This is a genomic window from Paenibacillus sp. 2TAF8 (assembly GCF_052114825.1).
Taxonomy (GTDB): domain Bacteria; phylum Bacillota; class Bacilli; order Paenibacillales; family Paenibacillaceae; genus Paenibacillus.
The window spans coordinates 122,975-146,059 of the sequence record NZ_JBFRFN010000003.1 but is presented as its reverse complement, the minus strand read 5'-3'; the positions used below and the strand labels follow the sequence as shown (position 1 = coordinate 146,059).

General features: G+C 40.4%; 15 protein-coding genes. 11 read left to right on the top strand and 4 right to left on the bottom strand.

All coding sequences use genetic code 11. From position 1 onward, the window contains the following. Positions 1-14: 14 nt before the first annotated feature. On the top strand, positions 15-608 hold the full coding sequence (locus AB4Z30_RS06415; protein ID WP_441924454.1) for a YdeI/OmpD-associated family protein: 594 nt from the start codon (positions 15-17) through the stop codon (positions 606-608). Between the two features lie 839 nt (positions 609-1,447). Further along, a complete protein-coding gene (locus AB4Z30_RS06410) occupies positions 1,448-1,909 on the top strand; it encodes a helix-turn-helix transcriptional regulator (protein WP_441924452.1) in 462 nt (153 codons plus the stop codon). Between the two features lie 162 nt (positions 1,910-2,071). Here AB4Z30_RS06410 and AB4Z30_RS06405 read toward each other — a convergent pair whose 3' ends face one another. After that, positions 2,072-2,806, bottom strand: coding sequence for a hypothetical protein (locus AB4Z30_RS06405; RefSeq protein ID WP_441924450.1), 735 nt, complete (start codon positions 2,804-2,806; stop codon positions 2,072-2,074). 895 nt (positions 2,807-3,701) lie between these two features. Between AB4Z30_RS06405 and AB4Z30_RS06400 the strand changes: the two genes are divergently transcribed. After that, positions 3,702-4,676 (top strand): hypothetical protein, encoded by a 975-nt coding sequence (locus AB4Z30_RS06400; RefSeq protein WP_441924448.1) that lies wholly within the window; start codon positions 3,702-3,704, stop codon positions 4,674-4,676. 727 nt (positions 4,677-5,403) lie between these two features. Here AB4Z30_RS06400 and AB4Z30_RS06395 read toward each other — a convergent pair. Both AB4Z30_RS06395 and AB4Z30_RS06390 read right to left on the bottom strand, forming a co-directional pair. Then, positions 5,404-6,726, bottom strand: coding sequence for an amidohydrolase family protein (locus tag AB4Z30_RS06395; protein ID WP_441924446.1), 1,323 nt, complete (start codon positions 6,724-6,726; stop codon positions 5,404-5,406). A gap of 282 nt (positions 6,727-7,008) precedes the next feature. Further along, the gene (locus AB4Z30_RS06390; protein ID WP_441924444.1) at positions 7,009-7,620 is read right to left on the bottom strand and encodes a TetR/AcrR family transcriptional regulator; all 612 of its coding nucleotides are present in this window, start codon (positions 7,618-7,620) and stop codon (positions 7,009-7,011) included. 225 nt (positions 7,621-7,845) lie between these two features. Between AB4Z30_RS06390 and AB4Z30_RS06385 the strand changes: the two genes are divergently transcribed. The 5 genes from AB4Z30_RS06385 to AB4Z30_RS06365 all read left to right on the top strand — a co-directional run bounded on the left by AB4Z30_RS06385 (position 7,846) and on the right by AB4Z30_RS06365 (position 15,127). Beyond that, complete coding sequence (locus tag AB4Z30_RS06385; RefSeq protein ID WP_441924442.1) at positions 7,846-10,755, top strand: KAP family P-loop NTPase fold protein; 2,910 nt, start codon at positions 7,846-7,848, stop codon at positions 10,753-10,755. Between the two features lie 97 nt (positions 10,756-10,852). Further along, entirely contained in the window at positions 10,853-11,122 is a 270-nt protein-coding gene (locus AB4Z30_RS06380; protein WP_441924440.1) for a hypothetical protein, read from the top strand. Positions 11,123-11,345: 223 nt separating this feature from the next. Then, entirely contained in the window at positions 11,346-12,383 is a 1,038-nt protein-coding gene (locus AB4Z30_RS06375; protein WP_441924438.1) for an ROK family protein, read from the top strand. A 334-nt stretch (positions 12,384-12,717) separates the two neighbouring features. After that, complete coding sequence (locus AB4Z30_RS06370) at positions 12,718-13,917, top strand: MFS transporter (RefSeq protein ID WP_441924782.1); 1,200 nt, start codon at positions 12,718-12,720, stop codon at positions 13,915-13,917. A gap of 190 nt (positions 13,918-14,107) precedes the next feature. Then, positions 14,108-15,127, top strand: a complete 1,020-nt coding sequence (locus tag AB4Z30_RS06365) for a hypothetical protein (protein ID WP_441924436.1) — start codon at positions 14,108-14,110, stop codon at positions 15,125-15,127. Positions 15,128-15,604: 477 nt separating this feature from the next. Here AB4Z30_RS06365 and AB4Z30_RS06360 read toward each other — a convergent pair whose 3' ends face one another. After that, positions 15,605-16,198: a DedA family protein gene (locus tag AB4Z30_RS06360; RefSeq protein ID WP_123062763.1), complete on the bottom strand. Its 594-nt coding sequence runs from the start codon at positions 16,196-16,198 to the stop codon at positions 15,605-15,607. 385 nt (positions 16,199-16,583) lie between these two features. Between AB4Z30_RS06360 and AB4Z30_RS06355 the strand changes: the two genes are divergently transcribed. From AB4Z30_RS06355 to AB4Z30_RS06345, 3 genes are all read left to right on the top strand, one after another. Next, positions 16,584-19,835 (top strand): GNAT family N-acetyltransferase, encoded by a 3,252-nt coding sequence (locus AB4Z30_RS06355; protein WP_441924434.1) that lies wholly within the window; start codon positions 16,584-16,586, stop codon positions 19,833-19,835. After that, entirely contained in the window at positions 19,822-20,697 is an 876-nt protein-coding gene (locus AB4Z30_RS06350; RefSeq protein ID WP_441924432.1) for an amidohydrolase family protein, read from the top strand. The genes AB4Z30_RS06355 and AB4Z30_RS06350 overlap by 14 nt, the downstream gene beginning before the upstream one ends. Positions 20,698-20,936: 239 nt before the next feature. Continuing rightward, positions 20,937-22,997: a methyl-accepting chemotaxis protein gene (locus AB4Z30_RS06345; protein WP_441924430.1), complete on the top strand. Its 2,061-nt coding sequence runs from the start codon at positions 20,937-20,939 to the stop codon at positions 22,995-22,997. Positions 22,998-23,085 lie beyond the last annotated feature (88 nt).

The window sequence follows — 23,085 nt, the reverse complement described above, 5'->3', positions numbered from 1 at the left end:
AGAGGAAGATACCTGTGGCAGTCCAGAATACCAATCCCAAAGTAGATGCGTATCTAAGCAAAATCAAAACGTGGAAGGATGAATCTGTGAAGCTGAGAGAGATCATCCTGGATTGTGATCTGACCGAAGATTACAAATGGATGCATCCGTGTTACACGGTAAACGGGAAAAACGTAGTGCTGATTCATGGCTTCAAGGAGTATTGTGCGATCATGTTTCTCAAAGGCTCTCTGCTCAAAGACCCGCATGGTATTCTGATTCAGCAAACGAATAATGTGCAGGGAGGTCGCCAGATTCGTTTCACCAACCTGGAGCAGATTATTGAACAGGAAGAAATTCTGAAAGCTTACATTCGGGAAGCGATTGAAGTGGAACAAGCCGGATTGAAAGTGGAGAAAAAGGAAGTAGAACAATTCGCTGTTCCAGAGGAACTTCAACAACAATTCGCCGCAAATCCTGCCTTCCAGGAGGCATTTGAAGCGCTAACCCCTGGACGCCAACGGGCGTATCTATATCACTTTTCACAGCCAAAACAATCCAAGACCAAGACATTTCGCATTGAAAAATGTATGCAGCCTATTATGGAGGGAAAAGGATTGAATGACTGATGCTTCAAACGCTAACGATCTCCACGGAGCTTATTTGGTGGTTTTCTCGCGTCGTAAAATTCTAACGATCCTGAGGAACGCTATTTGATCCAAAGTAGGCTTCAAATCCTGAAAAAGGTCGAACTTCGTCAAAATAACGTCTCCTGAGATCGTTAGAACTTTTAAAACACCAAAAGGCCATTCCCTGTCATCTGCATGACGTGTGGAATAGCCTTTTTATATCCAAACGAAAAACAAACGATTCCCAAATTCACTTTTTGGTAGGGAAAGCTTTGTTCTAGCTGTCAAGATAAACCATCTTTATTTGCATGTCATTGTACCATTGTTATAGTAACTTAAGAAGCACATTAGATGTAAATGGCAAGAAGGAAAATATGGGATTTGCTAAAGGATAGCAAAACAATACTTCATATTATATATGAAGCAGCAAAATTTGTTGAAGTATAAGCTGCTTGGTTTGAATTCATTTACTGTATCATTTGATGTTTTTAGCCACGCTTGTTTTTTAAAGCATTGCTACCCTTTCACTAATCCATATTTGCTGTTACAACCAAAGGGGGGAATACCCTACGGTAATCTTATTTCTGTCATAGTGATGATAATACTTATTGACCTATATCAGTTTTTGATTGTCTTGTTTGACAGCTATTGTGGACAAGAGCATGACGTCTCAATCCATTGCCCTAATCATATTTTATATTCAGATTTTTTTAAGCGTTTACCCAAAGAGAGGAGAGAATTGAGCAAAATAGAATTCTATTTTCTAAACTTCCTTTAAATAGACCTTAAATTTGGTTTTAATTGAACTTAGAAGTAAACAAAAAAATGGTGGTGGGCGAATGACGAAGAGTATACTGAGTGAAAAGTTAAAGCAGTATCGTCAACAAAAAGAAATCACACAACAGGAACTTGCAGAGTTATTAGATGTTAGCGACAAATCGGTCTCCAAGTGGGAATTAGGAAATGGCTATCCAAGCAAAAAAAACATGATCAAAATTGCAGAACTGCTTGATGTTTCATTAGAGGTTATGTTAATTGAGGAGAAGCATGRGGGGAATAACTTCAAARGAAGTTTGAAATACAGATTAATTAGTTACTGTGTCATTTTTGCGGTGATAATACTAGTTAAAGGGTGGAGAGAGCAAGAACGTTATCAAGATTTGTGGAGTGAGAATTTAAGCGAAGTGGTTAAATTAGTGTTTATTACGTTTGGACAGAACATATTTACTTCTCTAGTTCCATCTGTGATCATTGGTTTAGTTTTTTATTTTTATATTATACCGCGACAGGAAGTCGATTGAATTTTAGTTGTAATTTTGTGCTAATTGTAGGGGGAAGCACACACATTCTATGCAATTCAACGCCGGGAGAGTAAGTAGAGTAGCTCTACGTGGTAGTTTATAGACTGCTGATCCCCACAATGTTAGCAAAAGCAAGGATCTCCGGATAGCGGGTCCTTGCTTTTATCGAGGTGTCTCTGAATTAAATTCATCTATATTTATAGGGATAAACGATTTATATATCGTTTTTCTAGAAGATTCGTAAAGTTGGTCTGCTTTTAATTCGAGATTTAAATTGGTGATCTTCTTTTGAATGAAATAGTCTTTGGGGATCTCAAAGTGGAACTCATAAATTATGCTATCTGATGTTTTTGAAATTGTCTTTTGTTCAATGAGAGTGGCTATTTTATTTATAGACTCAGGCACTGCAAATTCAATGGTTGATCCTTCAATATTAGTGAAATCAATAGTATATATTAGCGTTCCATTGATTTGTTTATAGTGCTTATTACGAATAAATACTTCCTTATCGGCTGGAATCGTATCATCAGTAATCTGACCTTCGTAATAGTAATCACCGACAGGGATCTTTATATTGTTTTCTTGATCATCATTAATTACTACAGTATCAAAGTGGGTCAATCGCTGATTCGTATTTAGAATACGAATATGTTTATCATTAACTATGATATTGTTTTTACCAGAGATTTCAGTAACAACGGATCCATCAGAAAGTAATTTTATTTTATGGGTATCTATAGAATCTATGGCATCAGGAAAATAAATATCAACCTCTTTAGATTGGAAAAAATAGCTCTCTGTTGGAGCGGAGTTTTCTAAATGAATGGAAGAAGAATCATTTGGAGAACAGCCGAGTAATAACAAGAAGATTGAGCAACTAATTAGAAATTTTATCATGTTTCCTCCAAATCRCGAAAGGCGGCTTATGCCACCTTTGTTTTTATTAAATAGGGTTCGTAGCTAGCTAGTGTAGCCATGTGCTTTGGCCGCTTCGTCCCAAGCATTTCCTCCCATAGTTCCAATGTCACCTGATTCGGGAATGTTGACTAATTTTACCGTTTCAATATATATTTCCATATTTACACTCTTAAGTAAATGCTCAATTGTTATCACTAGTATCTAATTCGGACCCTGTAACAGGAGCAGCTAAAGGTAATAGCATATGTTAATGACTTTCAGGAGGGGCTATAGGTAGGACAATAAGATTCATTTCAACATAATAAAAGAAAGTGATTTGTGATTACATATAAACAAGTCGAACAAGTTGGTCTGAAAGTGGAGAAAGAAAGCAGAATGATATCGCTGTTCTAGAGAAAATTCAGCAACATTTTGTGAGAAAACTCACTTTTCAGTCTCTGAAATAAGTACTTACTATCAGCAATATATGTATCTATAGTACTTTTCACAATCAGATAAATACAAACAAAGGTGTCCTACATTGAAGCTCTCCATGAGGAAAGTTCAAAAGGATTGATAAGTGCATTAAGTAAGTATTAATTATTTGCTATAGGTCGCTGTTTTCTATCTCTGAATCTAGCTTGCGTGGATGAAGCCCTTCTATAAATGCTCATTACAGTCGATCTGCTATTTCGTACAAAACAAAAATTTCGTCATAATAATAACATTTTCGAGGTGCAAATGTTTTATTGAGAAAGTATATATTTCTTTTATTCCAATATATTTACAAAAATACTGTGTAAGTGTATAATTCATAAAAACCTTAATTTAACTTTAAAGGGGGTAAATGTAATTGTTTAGATGTAGGTTTTTAATATGAGAGGTGGACGATAGAATGAAAAAATTATCCAAGTTTCTACTTACTATTTCTGCTGCTTTGCTTTTGTTAGTCCCGGTTACTGTAAATGCTCAAGAAAACGCTATTAACGAAGAGGATTTATCGATCGATAATATTATCATAGACTCTAATCTTAGTTTGGATAAGAAAGCTGACGGAAGGGTTTATCTTCAAATGAGAAATTCAGATAATTCTCTTACAGTATCTCAACAAAGATCAGTTTTAGAAGAAATGGGGTTTTCGAAGAAAGAAGTTGAAGAAATGAGTCCAGCTTTAATTCAGGAAATCTCTTTGAATGGTGGAAAAAAAGTTGATACTCAAACCACAATAAAGCAATACTATAATTCAACTGACGGTGAAAAATATCCTGTAACAAACGAGAATAGAAAAGAAATTGAAGCGTTACGTCAAAAAGAAACAGGGGTTGTTAATAAAACAGTAGCTCAATCATCAAACATTGGAACTATGTCAGATGTTTACCAGGAATACCCTTTTACTGGAACAGGCTATGTTATATATAGAGGGAAAACGTCGAACGCCAAAGAGTTTATATATGACTACTACAACACTGCATTTTGGGCCGAGTCCCCTTACTATAAGTACATCGATAAATTAGCAAGTTCTTGGCAATCATTTGCTACCAGTGTTGGTAGAGAAGCAAAATTAACAACGTGGTTATCACCACAGTTAAGTAATGTAAATGAAAAACAGGTTACGATAGAGGGGATAAATGGTTCATCTGTAAAGTTTGATCACTCTGGTCTGTATCTCTCTAAAAATTTAGTTCTGAAAGAAACTGTTACTATACCTGTTTCCTATAAAGGATTAACAGGAAAACATATTGCGAAATACGCTCATCCTTATACTCTTTTAACTCCTAGCGTTACTGTGGGACCTATTTCTCTTAGTTTTTCTAGTTATATAGGGGATGAGTGGGATTGGGATGTTACATTTACAATTGATAGTAAGTAACAACATAAAGTTTTAACTTAAAAAGAACAATATTGGACTGAATCATAGTTTCCCTCCAAGTACTCCATCCATATAAATAGTGGTTGAAGTACTTTGGGGGATTTTGCTATGTCTGATTAAGTAATAAATTAGCAACTCTAGTATTTGTGTTTTAATTAATTTTGTTAGTACCATCAGAAATGTTTTTTTTTGTTCTCATCTAAAATTTTTTTTAAATCCAAAACTTCATTTTGTAAATTATCAATTTTTGATTTTAAACCTGAATTATTAAGAACAGAGCTAACAACAAGATACACGATTAGATAGTTGGCAGCCATTATCATTAGAAAAATAATGAGCTCGGGTACTCCTCGTACAACTAATGGCATATAATTTTCCTTTCTTTAAAATAATATTTTGGATTACTCTTTATATGGCTAATTATAACATAATACAATCTTTTATATATAAGGTCTTCATTATCATTGCATCGGTGCAAAACTTAAATTTCAGTAACATATTAAGTGGATTTTATAAATGAAAAAAACTAAGAAGTAATTTATCGTTAGAAGATATTTATAAATAATATTTCACTTAGAAGTTGTTAAAGTTGTAATAGATGCGGCCTGTCTGAAAATACCATTAACTGCTAAAAGGATCAATAAAGAATAGTAAAAATAAAAGAAATGGCTAAATCAATGAGAGTATATGTTTTGCTGTAAAGAAGAAAATCTGCACAATTGTTGGCTCACCACACTGCATTAAGAACCTCATCTACCTCTTTGATGCGTGTGACGGATGGATTCTGAATCAGATTACCTTTGACCATAACCATTGACATGTTGGATAAAGCTTCGATCTGTTCTAGCGGATTGTGATCCAGAACAATCAAGTCGGCCTGTTTGCCGATATCCAACGTACCTGTCACATCGTCGATCCCTAGAATTTTAGCGTTGTTGCGAGTAACCATGTCGATGACCTCTTTATTGGTCAGTGTGGTCTGTCTCATGTAGTGATCCATCTCTCTCCACATATCATAGTGGGTCACGTAGGACATGGCTGCATCATTTCCGATTCCAATAGTGATGCCGTTGTCGATGGCCTGTTTCACCCCTTTGAGCATGGAGTCGTAGACCAGTTTGGCGTTTTCTTTGACCGTTGCACTTAACTTCGTCACACTTGGATCGAGCGAAGCGGATGGATAAGCAGCTTGCAGGGTAGGGATCAATGCGGTGTAACCATGAAGAGCCTTGGGGTTATTTTTATACAAGTGAATAATCTCGTCATCCATCTCAGCCCCATGCTCAATCGTATCCACGCCCCCTTGAAGCGCAACGCGCACACCTTCCGTGCTCTCCACATGAGCGGCAACCTTCATCCCAATCTTGTGCGCTTCCTCGCAGACCGCCGTGACCTCGTCCACCGTCATCTGCAGTCGTCCAGCTTCCCCAACCATCTTGGCATCCGTTACGCCGCCCGTCACACAGATTTTAATCCAGTCCACACCGTTCCTCACATTAATCCGTACATTCTTACGCATCTCCCAAGGCGAGTCACCCACCAGCGACAAGTAAGGAGCACCATGTCCACCTGTCACACTCAGGAAAAATCCCGAAACAAGCAGATTCGGACCGACCCACTCCCCCCGGTTAATCTCATCTCGCAGCTGCACATCGGTATAAAAGAATTCGCCCACACTGCGCATGGTTGTCACACCAGAATGGAGTGCGGTAAGAGCATTGCGTTTCATGCGTTTCTTCAAAACATTTCGACCGAATCGGGTATTCAGAATCCGATGATAAGCAAAATCCAGCAATCCTTCACTGACGGAGAGGGTGAGCGGTTTACCATCGGCGAATAGATGCACATGTGCGTTGATCAGCCCTGGCATCACATATTTCCCGGTAAGGTCGATTGTTGTATAGTGACCGGGGATATGCAGTTCCTGATCTGGAGCGATATTCTCAATACGTCCTTGTTCGTTGACAAGAATCGTCATGTTGGGCTGCAGATTGCGGCTGGCGTCGCCGTGGATCAGGTTGACATTTTTCAAAGCGTAAGCAGTGTTCATGGTGTGTTCCTCCTTGGGTGTGGGTGGTGTTACATGATGTTAGATGTTGAATTTAGTTAAGTGATACGGTTCTGTGCTATTTGGTTTCTCTGTGAAAAGTATTCTTGTGGTCTAAAAGTGAATTAATAATTCATTTTTGAGTTAAAAAAATAGATCGGCTTGCCTATGCTTATTTTTTTGCGTGCAAATCAGGGGAAAGCACAACTGATCTGCACGCTGTGCGACGCGTAGTGATCTATGGTATAAGTGGTTTTTTGCTTTGCAGTGATCCAGCATTATTCCTTATTCGTTCAAGCTCTTCATGCCGTACAGTCGGTATATATACAACGCTTCAAAAATTTGCTTGCGGCTGTCCTCGCTCATGTCTCGTTTCAATAAATCCAGATTCATGTCGATGACGTTATGTGCCAGAATGTTCAGCAGAATCAGGTTCTCCTTGGTGTCGATCTCATAGTGTTTGTATTGATTTTTGAGATAGGCCTTCTTGGTTTCGATCATCAGCTCAACCAGCTCGTTCTTGGCATTGGTGTAGATGGTGCCTTTGTTCTTTTCAAAAATAATGACGATCTGATTCCGATACTTCCGCAACACATCAATTTGTTCTTGCATGAGGACGGATCGCTGCTCACTGTTCGTTTCCTCAAACGCGTTCTGGTTATCAAAATGAATCGTCTCCACCAGTACCTTTTTGAGATAATCCACCAAATCCGGCGGAACAACGGCGTAGAAAAGCTCTTTCTTGTTCTTGAAATAGGTATAGATATTGCCGACCGATATATTGATCTCATTCGCAATATCATTCATCTTGGCATCCGCATAACCCTTCTCAAAAAAGACCTTGAGCGCCGCGTATTCAATCTCTTTCCTGACTTCATCTTTCTTGGCCTGCACCATCGGGAACGACTCCTTAAAAGTGAATGGATGATTCGTTATTAGGATAGACCTTTTTGGAGGGGGTGTCAAATGATAATATGGGAACAGTTATTTACAATAGATAGTATTTACTATGATATACTATCTGTGTAATTTAGACCTTTGTAATTTATTATGTCATTTTATTTATTAAGTTTATGACGAATACATTTTAAAGAATTTACTATGAATAAAGTGGGTGAAAGCTTGAAATCAAATTACTACACATTAATTAAATTTTTCATTTTAGGAGTCCTTATCTCTGAAGTGTTTTTTATCGTGGGTTTAACATTAAAATCATTTTATAACCTTTCCTTGCAAAGCGATAAATTGTATGTTTTTTTTAGTATGATTCTTCTTTACTTGTTTATAGCTTATTTAAGTTTAAGAGAAGATAAGAAATTTAGTAAAGTAACATCTATGCTTAAAAGTAGACGATTCGATCTATTAATTGTATTCATAGCAGGAGCGATAACATTAATAATAATTGATGGATTAGGGACTGATTATATTGAAAATATGATCAAAAAAATAGAGTTATCACATCTACAGATATTTTTATTTATTCCAATAGTATTATTTATAGCGAATAACTTAAAAAAACGTCAAGATAAGTATAAAGAGAAAGCTGAAGAAGAATCAGGTTTCTTGAGTGATGTAGAAATTATCACTTCTGAGGAAGATGCCTTTAATTTTACCAAATCGGCTGAAAAATTTTCTGAGAGTGTTTTTAATTACGGATCGTATGAGAGTTTAGTTTTTGGAATTGATGCACCATGGGGAACTGGGAAATCCACATTTATTAATCTATGTCAAGATATTTGGGATAAGAAATACGAAGAAAAGGTGATAGTTTACAAGTTTGATGTAATGAAATTCGAAAGTGATGAAAACATATTAAATAAGTTTGTGGATGGACTCATACAAGTCATAAGAAGTAACCTCTTTGCTCCTGAACTTGAAACTATGTTTGCTAAATATTTGAAGTTACTGAACGATTCAAAAACTAATTTTTCAATATTTGGAGTGAGATTTGGCATTCCGTCTGACAATTTATCAATAGATAAGGCATTTGAAAAATTAGAACATTTTCTAAAAGGATTAGACCGAAAAATAATCATTATTGTAGATGATTTAGATAGACTTAACTTTTCTAGTGTTAAGGAAGTTTTATTTGTAATAAAAAAATCATTTATTCTTCCCAACATGTCATACATACTTTGCTATGATACGGAAAATATATCCATTTTTGAAAATCAAAAACTAGATGCGGAGAAAACTATCGAATTCTTAGAAAAATTTATAAATATAAAGTATAGTTTATTCATAGACTCGGCATTACTTTTGAATTACTTCATTAATTATAAAGACAAAGTTGCTTCAAGAATCAATCTAAAAAATCCCGATTTAATCTCGGTTGCATCTGAAGGACTGAAAGATATATTTAACTCAAAAGAGTTAGATCAATATGCACCATTTGTAGGAAATGCTCGAAAAATTAAAAGATTAGTCAACACCATTTTACTGCTCGAAGTTGATAGGGTAGATTTTACTGTAATGGATTTCAATAAGTATGATTTGATTCATCTTATAATAATCTATGTTAATTACCCAAATATTTTTAGGAAGATATACCATGCAGAAACTGGCGGTGGTTTTGGTTTCTTCTCAGTCGTCACAAAATATGATGACTATTACCCTAAAAAAGGAGATACATCAAGTTCTGATTACAAAAATTCAACAAGGTATACGGATTATGTAGAAAGTCTAAATGCAAATCAAAAATTTATTCTTGATAAGGTGTTTGATGCAGATGTGAGACTGAATAAAAATAGATTTTCTAGACTCTCAAATGAAGCAAGTTTTTCTTATGCTTGTTTTAATAAGGATTATAGAAATTTAAATAGGTACTTGGATCTTATTGTCCATTCAACTATTACATCAGAGAATAATCATTATAAGTACTATGTTAGTTTGAAGAATGATTTACTTAAAGAAGAAGCCAATTTCTCAGTGTTGCTAAAAAATTATCCCTTATTTGATCCTGAATTCAAAAGTAAACAACTATGGAGCATTATTGTGAATGAGCCTTATTACAATTTTACTCCTGAAAAAGTAAAGGAAATCATAAATTCTCTTTTAGATTTGCTTCCAAAGTACTCTGTTGTAGAAATTGATTCTATCAGCGAAGGACTTAGAAATTTTATATTTCCTTACTTTATTGCTAAACTTTTAAATGATTTTGGTTGGTTTAAAGAAAAAGTTGATTTGAAGAGAGAAACTAGAAACGATAATCACAGAATTGCTGAGTGGGTTTTCGGAAAAAAAGATTTTTCTGGAATGGGTATACTTGATACATTGTCCCAGCCTGGTAGGGGAGTATTGGGGATTTACGATTTAATGTCATTTAGGTCTAATTGTAGTTCTAGAGATAAGGGAAGTTTGTACGTCCTATCAAGGTCATTATCCATGTACGAAAACAATAACAATCCTAGTGAAGGCATAGTAAAAGATATAATTATTAGTGAATTGAGAGGGGTTTCTCAAGCGATATTCAAGATTTTTAAAGAAAAATATATTAAAGAGAGTAAGAATGTCATTGAAGAAGTGTTTAATCTCTCAGCAAAAGAGATCTTTGGTGAAGAGTATAACTACATTTATTCAAATTCCAATAAAGGGGATTTGGATGCCCACATTGTTAGTATAAAGTCAATAATTGTTCATTATATTTTATATAATTTAGTTTCTAAAGAGGACTCCGAAGAGATTGGGTGTGGCTTTTATGATGAGTCTGGTTACAATGACCAGGGCAACATCTACAATATGATTATTGAATATCTATACGAAGTTTGTTTTAAACCTAGCATTCATGGATATAATTATTTCTTGTTTGTTTTAATTGCATTTAGTAACATGTCCAGAGAAGCTTATCCTAAAAAAGGTTTTTTGGAACTTTTAAATAGAGGACAACTAAAAGAATACTGGAAGGCTAATGAGAGTTCCATTTTGGAAATGGAACTTTCTAAAGAAAATAAAATTCTACTAAATTTATATGAAATGACTTTTACCGGAGATATTAAAGACTTACAAGTAATTAAATCAATTATGGCATTTTAATAATGTTGCTTAGTAACTTAATGTAATTGTTACTTCTTTGCGTACCACATCTATCCTAATATTTATGTTACCTTCTTCTTAACAAAGGAGTGGTGACATGACAAGTACCCACAGCGAAGAATTCGCTTCGCAGTACGCACAACTCGTAAAGCAGGAAGACGATTACGTCGATCAACTGGTCACATGTAATAAACTCATCTTGGATGCCATGGACATTATTGCGAAGCGGGCAGGGGTGCTGCACATGGATACAGTAAAACAGGCGGCTTATCATCTTCACGCGATGGAACAGGATCTGAACCGAAAGTTATTTGAAGTCAGGCTGGAGAAAAGCATCTTGGCCCATCATATGAGCCAGTCTATATAAGCATTTGAACCAAAGGACAGCACAGGAGCATCGCCAAGATGATCGTGCACTGTCCTTTTCTCTTTTAACTAGCCCTCAAACCATTTCCCAATAAGCATTGACTTTCCACACCAATCCCCCTAAACTTCAATTATTAAAATACTTTTAAAAACTCCCCTCCAATACTTTCTCGAATACATGATCACCCTTACACATACAAACGAAAGGAGGCACACAACAAACGATGTTACCCACATCCCACAACACCCAACAGGTCAAACGCATTAACGTTGAAATTGTAAAAAATACACTACGGTCGATGGGTGTAGGCACGAAAGCTTCCATCGCAAACCTGACCAAACTTAGCGTGGCAACATGCGGCACAATTCTGAACGAATTACTCCAGACGGGGGAGATCATTGATCTGGGCCCGGATGAGTCCAGCGGGGGCAGACCGGCGAGTCGGTATCAGTTTAATGCGGACTATGCGAGTGTACTGTGTCTGATTATTCGTACGGAAGGCGGAATTCATTCGATCACACATACATATGCCAACCTGAACGGAGAGATGGCAGACGAACAGACTCTTTTTTTGGATGAAATTAATGTCACAGTGGTCGAGGAACTGATTGCTGAACTGATCGAGCAGCATCACAATGTGCAGGCCATCGGAATCGGCATACCAGGGGTGGCGCACAATGGTGTGATTGGCATCTGTGATGTACCGGAGCTGATGTATCAGCCGCTGGGGTTAAGACTCAAAGAGCAATACGAAGACATCGAAGTGGTCATTGGCAATGATATGAATCTGACCGTGTACGGACTTTACAATGAACAGCAATTTGAGGAAGAGAAAAACTTTGCGGTAGTGACGTTCCCTGAAAATCATTTTCCGGGGGCAGGTTTTATTATCGATGGTCGGCCGCTTACCGGGAATACGCAATTTGGGGGCGAGGTGTCCTTTTTACCATTCGGTGTGTCACGGGAAGAGCAGCTGCGCATGTTGAAAACGACAGACGGATTGCAGGAACTTGTCGTACAGACACTGGTCTCTATCATTGCAATCATTAACCCGGCGAACATTGTAGTTACAGGCGACACGATGGACCCCGCGATGCGGGATGACCTGTTACAAGGCTGCCGAGATCACCACATTTCAGAGGAGCATATGCCTGAACTAATGATACGCCGCGACACCCGGCGTGAGTATATTACCGGGCTGGTAGCCGTAACGCTGGAAAGCCTGACCTACCGTATACAGGTAGTTGAGAAGCAGTGGTAAAGGATCGGAACGTTAATCAGAAGAAGGAACTCTCTTCGGATCAATGAATTGTAATAACTCTTTTATATAAAATGAACGATTTCATTAACAAGTAACGGAGAGGACAGAAAAAACTTGGAGAAGCGGAGCGGTCGCCTTTATCACCGGATTTTCCCTTTAGAAAAGGGAATTCAAAAAAATCTGGGGATAACAGCAATTGTAAGGTTATTCTGTCATCGGAGTGGCCAGGTTAATGATCCTTGCTTCAACTTATATGGACACAATGGAGGAACTTATTTTGAATCAGCAAGCAAGTACACAAGGCAACAAACGAAAGTTTAACAAGCTGTACGCCATGCAGCTGGCAACAATCTTTCTTGGATTTATTGTATTTGGTATATCGGAAAATATTAAAGGCCCAGCTATCCCGCGCATTCAGTTCGACTTTAATCTGGATGAGAAACAGCTCGGCACGTTATTGTCCCTGAACGCTCTGGGATATCTGATCGCCTGCTCGTTCACCGCTATACTGGTCCGCAAATGGGGCATCAAGGCGGTCAGCATCATTTCGTTTGCCTCGATGATTCTGTCGGGTGTGTTCATCTATGTGTCGCATACGTATCCGCTCTTTGCGTCATCATACTTCTTCATGTACATCGGTAACGGGATGCTGGAGATTGCGCTGGCGATTCTCGGGGCGCGGATTTTTGTGAAAAATACAGGCACGATGATGAACCTGTCCCATTTCTTCTATGGACTCAGTTCAACGGTGGCGCCATTGCTGGCGACAGGGGTCATGTCTCTTACCGTATTTGGGCACCTGCTGGACTGGCGCGGCATGTATCTAGTGATGTTGTCTCTCTGTCTGTTGCCGATCATTGCGGCACTGCGCAGTAAATTTCCGGGGGATGATCTTGCCCATGAAGATCGCACCTCGCTTAAGACGTTAACACGTGATCCGGCCCTGTGGCTGATGGTACTTATTCTTTCTTTTGGCGTGGTATCAGAACTGGCGGTTGGGGGCTGGCTCGTTAACTTTCTGGAGAAAGCCTACACGTGGGACACGGTTAAAGCCTCGGGGCTATTGTCGGCATTCTTCCTGACGTTCTCGCTGGGACGTTTGCTGCTTGGGCCGTTGACGGATCGGATTGGATTTGTACTCTCGTTGATCTTGTTCTCTGCTTTTTCGGCGGTTTGCACGTTTGTGGCGCTTGCAGGTGGGGAAAGTCTGGCGATTTTCTTTGCGATATCGGGCGCAGGTATTGCGATGATCTATCCCACGGTAATGGCCTTTATCGCGCGCAGATACCCGAACGGCAGTGATACGGCGATTACGTTTACCGTTACACTCATGGGGGTCGGCAGTGTCATCGGCAATTATGTAATTGGCTGGGTCATTGAAGGTGTGAAAAACATGTATGGAGCTACCACTCAACTCGGCTTGCTGCGCGGACTTCAGGCTGGATATGGATTTATTGGCTTATGTGCAGTTATTTGTGCGGCGTCTGGCGTGGTGTTGTATGTGTATTTGAAAAGAAAGCAGGAACTTATTTGAGAACAAGTTTTTCATTAGAAAGATTATAGGAACAATTAGAACCTCTCTCTTTACGTTCGTGTAAAGAGAAAAGGTTTTAGTTGTTTCTTTTCAAATAAGAGCACTGTTTTTGTTGAAAAAAATTGACAATTCCCATTTATCGTTACATGATAAGGTATGTTAAAAGTTAAAATCAAAGGGGAGTGAACACGTGGAGAAAAAATTAGAGATTCATACTCCATCCATACAAACTTTTTTAAACCATGCATACCCACTCGCTATCTTAGAGAAGGAAGAAAAATTTTTAGGCTGGTTTTACACGAACTATACTCAACTTTATACTTTTAATAATAGAAAAAATCCAATAGAGGATTTTAAAATAGATTTTTTTTCTCATAATGGAAAATACCCTAATATACCCTTTTTAGAATACTCCAATATAAATAAAAATACGATCCATACCCTTAATAAAGACATTTTGGATATCGTGATTGAAAATATTGACTTGAATTATTATGTAGAAGTGGGGATAGATGAATATTACTGGTCCAATAAGTTAAGTTATATGAAAGAACACTTCCATCATGATAATCTAATATATGGTTATAACAAAAAAGAAAGTATATTGTATTATCTTGGATATAATAAAGAAAGAGTATTTGGTCAATATTCTGTGACTTTTTCAGAGTTTATACTATCTTTTACAGAAAATGCTGAATCAACAATTAAATTCATAAGAAATTTCACTCCAGAATTAACAAGTAGCACTACTAGGTATGTATATCATACCAATTTTGATTTTGATGTTCATATTTTTAAATTATATCTGGAAGACTATCTGGATTCCAGAAACTCATTCCTTTCACACAAGGGTACTAAGGATTCTGTTTTTGGATTAGCGGTATATGACGAGTTATTACTTAAATTCTCAGAAGACATAAAAATAAGTAAGGATCTTAGATTTTATAGAATTATTTGGGAACACAAGAATGTCATGAATAGGAGAATCGCTTATCTTAAAGAAAAAGAATACCTATCTGCTGATGACTACGAGAAGTTATCAAAGCAATCTACATCTTTATGCAATGAGTGCCTTTTGTTAAAAAATTTATCTATGAAATATATCTTGACTGAAAATCCGAAAATTTTTTCAACAATCTTGGCAAAACTAAAAGAAATAAAGTATCTTGAGGAACTTTTGATAATTAATTTATTGTTAGCTATTACATAAATATTATGAGCTTGTGAGTTGCGCAACGGATTACGAAAAACATATAACGAAAGTCAATCAAGAATTCAAGTACTTGATGGCCAAAAAGGATTTCCTTTAAAGCAGATTCTTCTTTTTTCCAAAACAAACCCCACCGATTTTCTCGGTCAAGACCCCATTTAATAGACAGCGAAAAAAGACCTTCTGGAACTCTACCCGAAGCAGTTTATTTAGTTTTCGTTGTGGTCGATGGTGGTCCGTTCGTTTTGAGATGCGAGAAGAAGCTCTCCATCGAGGCACCTTTAATTGCTGACATAAAAAATGTACCCCTTAGAATTTCATTGGATAAACCAGGGGTTTAATCCAATGCCTATTCTAAGGGGTGCACTTCACACAATCGCTTGGGTTTTGAATTTATTTCCATATGTGAATGAGCTCCAAACCACCTCACCGACTCATCTCACTTCCCTTACTTCAACAAGCCACTGACTGACTTGTCTAAGCCGGTCTTTTTTTCCAACGTTTCAACAGCATGTACAGTCCAAAACCAATCAGGAAGATCATGCCTGCCGGAATGACATACGGTTTAACCACTTCGCCGACTTCTTCCCATTGTGCGCCCAGTTTGTAACCGAGGTACACGTAGATGGATGTGATCGGAAGCATGGCCAGGAAGGTAAAGATGCTGAACTTGAATACGTTCATTTTCGCCATACCGCAAGGGATGGAGATGACGGTTCGAATGCCGGGCACAAAGCGTCCATAGAAAGCGACCCCGCTGCCGTATTTTTCGAAAAATTTATCGGATGCTTCCACATGGTGGGGGCGAATGAGGAAGTATTTTCCGTATTTCTCCACCATCGGTCTGCCGCCGTAACGTCCGAGCGCATATAATGTTAACGGGCCAAATGTGCCACCAACGGTTCCTGCCAATATAGCTAGCCATAGCTTCATATCCCCGAGATATACCCAATATCCCGCCATGGGAAGAACAAGTTCAGCAGGGACAAATTCAAAGGACAAGGCAATAACCAGTCCTGCGTAGGACAAATCCTTAAAGAACAGTATGAACTGCGTGATCCACTCCGTCATGCTTTCCCTCCACGAATCTATCTATTTTTGATATAAGTACACATCTCTCTCTTCAGAGTAACAAGGGCGAATAGTGCTTGTCAAAACTCACAGGCAAGGCAATTTTTCCTTTCACCACCGTATATGTTAGCCTATACATAAGCATAAGACAGCCCCTAGATAGATACGAACGACTACAGTCTAAGGTTTCTTAATTACTTATAATCGTTCTAGAGCCAATATGAATCTATGAGACGAAGATGCTCTGAAAATGTTTCCAAATATAGTATGATAAGACTATCGCTAGATTTGCCACACAGGGCCTGGTTAGTTTAGTAGCGATCAGACGAAGGCCAGTTAGTGTTCACGAAGACCATCCTATACATATAGAGAAGGAGAATTGAACATGAGTGTACAATCACAAACGATCATCGATCAAATCCGTATTGTTGAATACAACGCTTCTTATGCCGCTAGCTTGGCAGATATGTGGAACCAAAGTAATGAGAGCTGGGGAGGCGGCACGAGGCAGAGGACAGAGGATAGCATTCGCCAGGAGATGGAGAACTCATCTAATTTGCATGTATTTCTGGCGGTTCATAATGAAGAGGTCGTCGGCTTTTGCAGCTTTGCCCATTATCGTTTTGACGAGAATGCACTATATGTACCCCTGCTCAACGTACGTCCGGACTATCACGGTTACAAGATTGGACGTAATCTAATCTTAAAGGCAGTGGAGAAAACAGTAGAGGCTGGATGGCCGCGCCTGGATCTGTTCACATGGCCGGGCAATACGAAGGCTGTGCCGATGTACAAGAAATGCGGTTTCTTTTGGGAGAAAAAAGACGACAGCGTACATCTGATGAACTTTATCCCGACCGTATTGCAGACCGAGGCGCTGGTACCGTACTTTGAAACATTAGATTGGTACGCTGACAGCACCCGTGAACTGGTGATCGAGCCGGATGGACGGCAGGAGCGAGGCTTCGATTTTTTGGATTATACGTGGGGAAAAGAGGACCTCTCCCTGCGGGCATCTTTTGAAAAAACAGGCCGCGGTTTGGCCGCTCTCGAAACGCCGGATTACAGCATCCACACCGAAGTAGATCATCATGATCTGGTGTTTGGTTCGAGTTATCCCGTGCGTTATCATATCCAAAATAAATCCGATTCCGATCTTGAGTTCGAGATCGAAGGACGGGATGACAAAAATATCCGTTTTGCTATGGACGTCGCGCGAACGTTGCAGCCAGGCGAAACCATCACCGTAGAGGGAGAGTTTTATCTCGATCCGGTGACCGAAGAACAGAACAAGAACAAAACGCATCCGGTCATCTGCAGTGCCTGGTTGATTGGCGGGAAGAAGGCTCAGTTCCGTCTTGGCGTTCATCCTAAATTCCCGGCAAAGATTACGCCAGTTCTCCCCGTGAAGGAATTGTATCCGGGTATTCCGGCAGAGCTGATCCTGAACGTGGAAAACAATGTGACTACGGAAACAGAATTTGTTATGGAACTGCCGACAGATGCTTTTCTGGACTGGACAGAGCGCATACTGCGCTTCACAGTACCTGCGAAGGGAAAACGCTCCGTGTCCGTTCCGTTTACAATGCAATCATATGGCATATACGCCCAGGATGTGGAGATTACGGCTGTTCCCGCGGCGGGATCAGAGATTACTTTTACAAGAAAACTGTCTGTACTGATGAAAGGCATTGAAGGCAGGTATGGTGGAGAGGCGAATGGACAATGGATCGTGGTGAACGGTGCATTCTCCCTCCATATGAACAAACATGATAACGTCATGTGGATCGAATACCCTGGGTCGCGTCACTCCTTTTGGTGGAATTATCCGAAGCTCGGAAAACCGTACTCGGAGGAGTTGTCCCTGAAAGAAGCCAAAGAAGTAAAGATTGTTGCTGAGGGGAATCAGCAGGTTATGGAAGCGGTCTATGAATTGGAAAATTTCCCGGGATTGCTGCTGAAGACAATGGCTAAACTGTCCGCTAACGGAATTGCTACGTTCTCTCATGAGATTGTGAATACACGTGATACGGCATGGGAAGAAGAGCTGTTCCTGATGGATCACTTCGGTTTCTTCGGCCATGGGCTCATTCTGCCTTATCAGGGTCGTTTTGTGGATATGGGGGATGATTATGCCGGTGATCCGAACCATTGGGATAGTGCACAGATTACAGAAAACTGGCTGTTTTGCAAGGAGGAGTATGGTGCTTGCGGAATTTACTGGGACCCTTCGCTGAAACTGATTAAGCCCGAATATACGTTGGCATTACAGCATGAGCTTGGACGGTTGGAGGCCGGGGCTTCGGTAACCACGAAGGAAACGGTATTTGCACTCAATACGTTTGCCAAGTGGTCGGATTTCCGTGCATTCGCTCGTAAACAACCTAATGGGGTTGTTCCGATGCTGGACAGTCATCTGGATGTGACACTGAATGATGGCAATCCATTTGCAGCGGATGTACTTCAGGCTGAATTAGTTGAGCGTAAGCTTGTTTCGCTAGCAGGTACGCTGGAGCTGTATGTACAGCAGGGTGGTGATTCGGAGATTAAAGCTCGTACGATCGAGTTCGATGCGACTGAGCATCTGGATGCGGTTAAGCTGGAGTTTTCACCTAGGGATACTGGAACAGCAACGGACCCGGCAATGCAAGCAGACTCCCTTCACCTGCAACGTTCTGACTCCCCAGACAGTCCCGGCCGAAGTGAGCACTTGAATATCTGGAAAGTACGTGGTGTCTATCGTGGAGAGGATCGTATTCAAGAACGAACGTCTCTTTGGTTCCCGCAGACACGATCTGAAGTGCAACAAGGGATTGAAGAGGGAGCAGAAGGGTCAGGAATGTTATATACCGTAAACAATGGTGTGTTATCGATCACAGCTGATCCAGCATTTGCTGGTGTTATACATTCTCTGAAAGTTCAGGGAGAAGAGTGGCTGAACAGCTCATATCCTGAACCTGCCGCTCGTTCGTGGTGGAATCCCTGGTATGGCGGGATGGCTGTCGATATTCCAGGCATGAACGGATTTAGCCGCCAATTGGAGCAAACGAGTCTATCCTGGTCGGAACAAAAGGATCAGTACGGCAACGTATGGAAAGGCATACAGGTGACCACCCGCATCGAGAAACATGAAGCGAACCGGGGAATGACCTTTCAGCAGCATTATCTGATGTTACCTGGCGTTCCCGTGCTCTGTACCTTGCTGGCTGTGACCAACAAGTCTGGTCTGACACGAGCAAATTATACTCTTACAGAAGCACGTTTCTTTAAACCTTCAGATGTGTATACAGAGGGTTGGATCGAACAAACGGGTCAAGATCGTTTTCCGCTCGGCAAAGTAGACATTGGCCTGCCTTTAAAAGATATTTTTCGGACGGGCTCGCTTTCACGTCAAAACATGCTACATGCGGTGAATCGTTACCCGAACCAGAATGCCTGGGCGTTTGCCAACAATCTGGTAACAGGACATCATGTAACACATGAGCTTACGATTAAAGACGGAGAAACCATCTGGACGGAGCCAACCTATCTTGTGCTGGGGCCGATCCCGCTTCATACCGTGGATATACATGATCTGTTGAAGCTGAACTTTGTAACAACGACAAGCGAAGAGGAGGCCTCCGATGCCCATCATTGATATTCACATTCATCTATCGGATATCGACAGTTTTCACCGCACCGCGATTGACCTGTCCAAAGTAGACTACAGCGCGGCGGGTCTCAAGGCAGAATTTGACCGAAATGACGTCATTCTTGGCATCGGCATGGGGGTGAGCGAGCAGACGAAGGGAGCCTTCCCGGATTCCAGTTCCCCTAACCCGATGGGGCTGGATCTGGAAGAAAAGGTTCCATCGTTTCTCATGGAATGTGTAGGCATTAACCCTAACCGACTGGATGGCAAACAAGCTCAAGACGAGCTGGATCGGATCGAAGCCAGACTGCAATCGCCCGAAGTTGCGGGAATCAAGCTGTATGCCGGATACTATCATCACTTTGTGTATGACAAAATCTATACCCCGGTCTATGAGCTGGCGGCAAAATACAATCTGCCTGTAGTCATCCATACGGGAGATACCTACTCGATGAACGGACTGCTCAAATATTCGCATCCGCTCACGGTGGACGAGCTTGCCTTGCAACAGCGCGGGGTAAACTTCATGATCTGCCATCTCGGTGATCCCTGGGTGATGGATGCAGCCGAGGTGGTGGCGAAGAATCCTAACGTATACGCGGATTTATCGGGACTTGTGGTCGGGGATCGTCCACACTTCGAACGGTTTATGAACGAACCGCTGTTCATGGATCATTTCCGCCGGGCTTTGGTCTACTCGGATCATTATGAGAAAATGCTGTTTGGCACCGACTGGCCGCTAGCGTCCATTGACTTGTATGCCGAATTTGTTCGCAGACTTGTGCCAGAACAGCATCATGAGAAGGTGTTTTACGAAAATGCGTTTAGCCTGTTTCCACGTATTGGTCAGCGTATTACGAAGCTATAGCAATCCCCAAACAAGCTCTTGCCATTCTGCTGGCTGGAGCTTGTTTTTCTTTTCGATAAGAGAGATCGCTGTTCATTGAATTCGCCACCATTCATTCCAATTTGTAATAAATTTAGATCATTACAATTTTTTTTGTGCAAATGCTCCATACACTGTCAGATTATTTGCTGAATGCCGATATTAAAATATCAAATATTATATGGGCCAATACAAAAAGAGGATGGATGGTGGAGGTATTTATGTTTTTTGCAAAAACAGGACAGCGCCTGAGGAATATGTCTTTTCGGATCAAATTACCATTAATGATCAGTCTTCTCGTGTGTATCGTACTGACCGTAACGGCTGTGCTGTGTTATAAGATAGCTGAAGGTATTACACAGGATAAAAGTAAAGATGAAATTCATGCCAATTCGGATCGGATTGGGGCAGGATTGTTTACCTCTCTGCAGTTGTCTAAGCAAGCGGCATTTCTCATGACCAAACATAAAGCCTTTGAACAATTGCTTTCCATACGGAGTGCAAATGAAGGACAGGAAGCAAATGTCTTTTTTGAGGAAAACCAAACTCTAATCAATGAATCTAATGATATCTTAGCCCAAAGCTTGGAAGGCATTGAGGGCGCCGTTGTGCTTATGCTGATTGATAAGAATGGCACGGTAGTTGCAGCGAACGACCCGAAGACCGTAGGCGGAGATCGCGCGGATCGGGGCTATTTTAAGGAAGCGATACAAGGGCGTCAGGTCATCAGTGAAGGTATTATTTCCAAAACGTTGGGTACACTGGGCACCGTTTTTGCCTCTCCGATGTATGATGAGAATCAGCAAGTAAACGGAGTGCTTATTGCCACGATATCTACGTCATTTTTTGTGAACCAATTGCAGATCGTCAAGATTAACGATGAAGGTAAAGTTATTGTTCTGGATCGGGTGGGTAAGGTGATGTATCACTCGGCAGATGCAGATATGGCAGGGAAACCGCTAGAAAGTGGGGAATACAAGTCTCTTGTAGATTTGCCTCCAAGTAATGAATTACAACAGGGCGAGGTAAGCACGGACGAGAAAGTGGTGTTTTATTCCAAAATTCCTCAATCGGATTGGACGATTATTGTTGAGGATTCTTATATAGATGTCAATCAACCATTAACAAGCATGGCGAACAAAATGTACATTGTGCTATTCAGTTCCATTGCCTTTTCAATCGTTGTAGGGATTCTTCTCTCACGCGTGATGACCAGACCAGTCACGTCCATTACCACGTTGTTTAAACAGCTTGCCGGTGGAGATTTGACCGTACAGGCGAAGGAGAAATATAGTGGGGAGTTCAGCGAACTGGCGGACAGCTTTAACACGATGGCTGAAGGAAACAGACAACTGATCGAAAGCATGAATGCTTCTATTGGTGTCTTGAATAAAAGTACTGCGGAACTGGATCAGTCTGCACAGCAGACATCTACATCGATTACCGATACGACAGCCACTGCACTTGAAATATCCCGGGCGATGGAGTCGCAGGCTAACGATACTGAGGCGATCGTTGATCAATTTATGAACGTGGGTAGCAAAATTGTAAATGTAAACGGGATGTCTCAGTCTGTCATGGCTAAAGCCGATGAAATTACCGATGCATTCCGAGATAATCATGAAGTGATCGATGCCCTTATCGCCGTTAATGATCGGAATGAAGCAGAGGTGCATAACATCTCCAAGATAACCGTTCAACTTGCAGAGAGTTCATCCGGTATTCAACAGATTACAAGTACCATTGCCGAAATTGCGAATCAGACCAAACTGCTTGCGCTGAATGCGTCTATTGAAGCGGCACGGGCAGGAGAACAGGGCCGTGGGTTTGCCGTGGTGGCTTCCGAAATACGCAAGCTGGCAGAACAGACAACGGCACAATCCGAAGATATTCATCGCATCGTCATGCAGACGATTGAACATGTTGAGCAGAATAACCAGAGTGTACAGGCCATTGAGGCCATTGCTGAGCAGCATAAGAGCAGCGTGATGCAAACCAAGGAAACCTTTAATTTTGCAACGCGAAATATGCAAAATATGATGAATCAGGTGCAGGCGATTGCCTCCGAGATCGAATCCATCGAACGGGATAAAGACGAAGTCCTTGGCGCTGCACAGAACTTGTCTGCTTCGGGTGAGGAAGTGTCCGCATCCATTGAAGAAGTCACCGCCACCATGGAGGAGCAGTCCGGAATGACCGAGCATTTGGCGGAGCTGGTGCAGACCATTGATGCTTTGACAAAACAGCTGGCTGAGGAATCGGCACGATTTAAAACGAGCTAACAAGGATTGAATGAAGTATACCCAACTTTAAAACTTCAATGATCTCATAAAAATCTAAATCTTAGAATCTTAAAAAGCATAAAACCTC

Coding starts and splice junctions, on each gene's coding strand:
- AB4Z30_RS06405 (WP_441924450.1), bottom strand. CDS start 2,806: ATGATAAAATTTCTAATTAGTTGCTCAATCTTCTTGTTATTACTCGGC.
- AB4Z30_RS06400 (WP_441924448.1), top strand. CDS start 3,702: ATGAAAAAATTATCCAAGTTTCTACTTACTATTTCTGCTGCTTTGCTT.
- AB4Z30_RS06395 (WP_441924446.1), bottom strand. CDS start 6,726: ATGAACACTGCTTACGCTTTGAAAAATGTCAACCTGATCCACGGCGAC.
- AB4Z30_RS06390 (WP_441924444.1), bottom strand. CDS start 7,620: ATGGTGCAGGCCAAGAAAGATGAAGTCAGGAAAGAGATTGAATACGCG.
- AB4Z30_RS06380 (WP_441924440.1), top strand. CDS start 10,853: ATGACAAGTACCCACAGCGAAGAATTCGCTTCGCAGTACGCACAACTC.
- AB4Z30_RS06375 (WP_441924438.1), top strand. CDS start 11,346: ATGTTACCCACATCCCACAACACCCAACAGGTCAAACGCATTAACGTT.
- AB4Z30_RS06370 (WP_441924782.1), top strand. CDS start 12,718: ATGCAGCTGGCAACAATCTTTCTTGGATTTATTGTATTTGGTATATCG.
- AB4Z30_RS06360 (WP_123062763.1), bottom strand. CDS start 16,198: ATGACGGAGTGGATCACGCAGTTCATACTGTTCTTTAAGGATTTGTCC.
- AB4Z30_RS06355 (WP_441924434.1), top strand. CDS start 16,584: ATGAGTGTACAATCACAAACGATCATCGATCAAATCCGTATTGTTGAA.
- AB4Z30_RS06350 (WP_441924432.1), top strand. CDS start 19,822: ATGCCCATCATTGATATTCACATTCATCTATCGGATATCGACAGTTTT.
- AB4Z30_RS06345 (WP_441924430.1), top strand. CDS start 20,937: ATGTTTTTTGCAAAAACAGGACAGCGCCTGAGGAATATGTCTTTTCGG.